The sequence below is a fragment of the Saccharomonospora saliphila YIM 90502 genome (assembly GCF_000383795.1).
In the GTDB taxonomy this organism is placed as follows: domain Bacteria; phylum Actinomycetota; class Actinomycetes; order Mycobacteriales; family Pseudonocardiaceae; genus Saccharomonospora; species Saccharomonospora saliphila.
The window spans coordinates 4058-6707 of the sequence record NZ_KB912634.1 but is presented as its reverse complement, the minus strand read 5'-3'; the positions used below and the strand labels follow the sequence as shown (position 1 = coordinate 6707).

Genomic DNA, 2650 nt, shown 5'->3' with positions numbered 1-2650 from the left:
GGCGCGGCCGCCGGGCCCGCGACAGATCTCCGCCGACGCACGCCCACGTCCTCCCCGCCGCGGCGCCCTCCGGTGCCGCGAGCCCGCACGCCAAGGAAAGCCAGTGGAGACACACGAGATCAACAAACGGTTCCTGGATCACTTCGAGAAGCGCGGACACAGCCGTGTCCCGAGCGCCTCGCTGATCCTGGACGACCCGACCCTGCTGTTCGTCAACGCCGGCATGGTCCAGTTCAAGCCGTACTTCCTCGGTGAGGTGCCGCCGCCGTACCCGAGGGCGGCCAGCGTGCAGAAATGCGTGCGCACCGGCGACATCGACGAGGTCGGCAAGACCACGCGGCACAACACGTTCTTCCAGATGGCGGGCAACTTCTCCTTCGGGGACTACTTCAAGGAGACCGCCATCGCCCACGCCTGGGAGCTGCTCACCAACTCGCGGGACGAGGGCGGCCTCGGCTTCGACCCTGATCGGCTGTGGGCCACGGTGTACGAGCACGACGCCGAGACCGCCGCCCTGTGGCGGGAGGTCGCGGGCGTGCCGTCCGGACGCATCCAGTTCCGCGGTGCCGAGGACAACTACTGGGACATGGGCGTGCCCGGCCCGGGCGGACCCTGCTCGGAGATCTACTACGACCGCGGTCCCGAGTTCGGGCGCGAGGGCGGTCCCGTGGTGGACGAGGACCGCTACCTCGAAATCTGGAACCTCGTGTTCATGCAGGACATCCGCGGTGAGGGCAGCCCGAAGAAGGGGCATCCCGTGCTCGGGGAGCTGCCGCAGAAGAACATCGACACCGGCATGGGCATCGAGCGGGTCGCCTACCTGCTGCAGGGCGTGTCCAACGTGTACGAGACCGACCTGGTGCGCCCGGTGATCGCCAAGGCCGAGGAGTTCTCCGGCCGCCGCTACGGTGCCGAGCACGTGGACGACGTGCGCTTCCGCGTGATCGCCGACCATGCGCGGTCCGGCGTCATGCTCATCGCCGACGGTGTGACCCCCGGCAACGAGGCCCGCGGCTACGTGCTGCGCAGGCTCCTGCGGCGCATCGTGCGCTCGGTGCGCCTGCTGGGCGTGCACGAGCCGGTGCTGCCGGAGTTCGCCGCCGTCGTCCGCGACGCGATGTCGCCGTCCTACCCCGAGGTGGCCCGCGACTTCGACCGGATCAGCGACGTCATGCGCACCGAGGAGGAGAGCTTCCTGGCCACGCTGACCAGCGGATCGCGCATCTTCGACCTGGCCGCCGACCAGACCCGCCGTGCCGGGGGAACCATGCTGGCCGGGGACAAGGCGTTCCAGCTGCACGACACCTACGGTTTCCCGATCGACCTGACCCTGGAGATGGCCGCCGAACAGGGCCTGTCGGTCGACGAGGACGGGTTCCGCACGCTCATGGAGGAGCAGCGGCAGCGCGCCAAGGCCGACGCGGCGGCCCGCAAGAGCGGCCACGGTGACCTCTCGGCCTACCGCACGCTGCTGGAGCGGCACGGCGAGACCGAATTCCTCGGCTATACCGATCTCCAGGCCACGTCCCGGGTGCTGGCCCTGCTCTCCGACGGTGTGCCCACCCCGGTGGTGGGTGAGGGGCACACGGCCGAGCTGGTGCTGGACCGCACGCCGTTCTACGCCGAGGGCGGCGGGCAGATCGCCGACACCGGCGTGCTCGTGGGCCATGGCGTCGAGCTGACGGTGCTCGACGTCCAGAAGCTCGTTCCGGGCCTGTTCGTGCACAAGGTGGAGGTCGTCGGCGGCGAGGTCGCCGTGGACACCGAGCTGACCGCCTCCGTGGACGGAACCCGGCGCGCCGCCATCGCCCGTTCGCACTCGGCCACGCACCTGGTGCACGCGGCGGTGCGCGGGTCCTACGGCAACCGGGCCGCCCAGGCGGGGTCGCTGAACTCGCCCGGACGAATGCGGTTCGACTTCACCACCGCCGGTGCCGTCTCGGGCGACGTGCTGACCGAGGTGGAGGAGGAGGTCAACGACTACCTCCAGACCGACGTCGAGGTGCAGGCCTACACCACCACCAAGGACAAGGCACTCGAACAGGGCGCGATCGCGCTGTTCGGCGAGAAGTACGGCGACCGGGTGCGCGTGGTCGACATGGGCGACTACTCCCGTGAGTTGTGCGGGGGGACCCACGTGGACCGGATCGGCCAGCTCGGGCTGGTGAAGCTGGTCAGCGACTCCTCCATCGGCTCCGGGGTGCACCGCGTCGAGGCACTGGTCGGCACGGACGCGCTGCGCCACGTTCGCAAGGAGCAACTGCTGGTCTCCGAGCTGGCGGGCACGCTGAAGGTGCCCACCGACCAGTTGCCGTCCCGGATCGAGGACGTGCTCGGCAGACTGCGCGCGGCCGAGAAGGAGATCGAGCAGCTGCGCAGGCGTGAGGTGCTGTCGTCGGCGGGCACGCTGGCCGAGCGCGCTCAGGACGTGGCCGGCACCTCGCTCGTCGCCGAGCGGTTGGACTCCGGTGTCGACGGGGGCGCGCTGCGCACCCTGGCGGGGGAGGTGCGTAACCGGCTCGGGTCGCGGTCCGGCGTGGTCGCGCTGTTCGCCCCGTCCGGCGAGAAGGTGAGCTTCGTGGTCGCCACGACCGCGGCGGCCCGCGACGCCGGGTTGGCCGCCGGGTCGCTCGTGCCCGCCTTCGCCGAG

At 70.7% G+C, this 2650-nt stretch carries 1 protein-coding gene; it reads left to right on the top strand.

Going from position 1 to position 2650, the window contains the following annotated elements; genetic code table 11:
• Window positions 1-103: 103 nt before the first annotated feature.
• On the top strand, window positions 104-2650 hold a 2547-nt coding region (alaS, locus tag SACSA_RS0104870; protein WP_019814012.1), incomplete at its 3' end, for an alanine--tRNA ligase.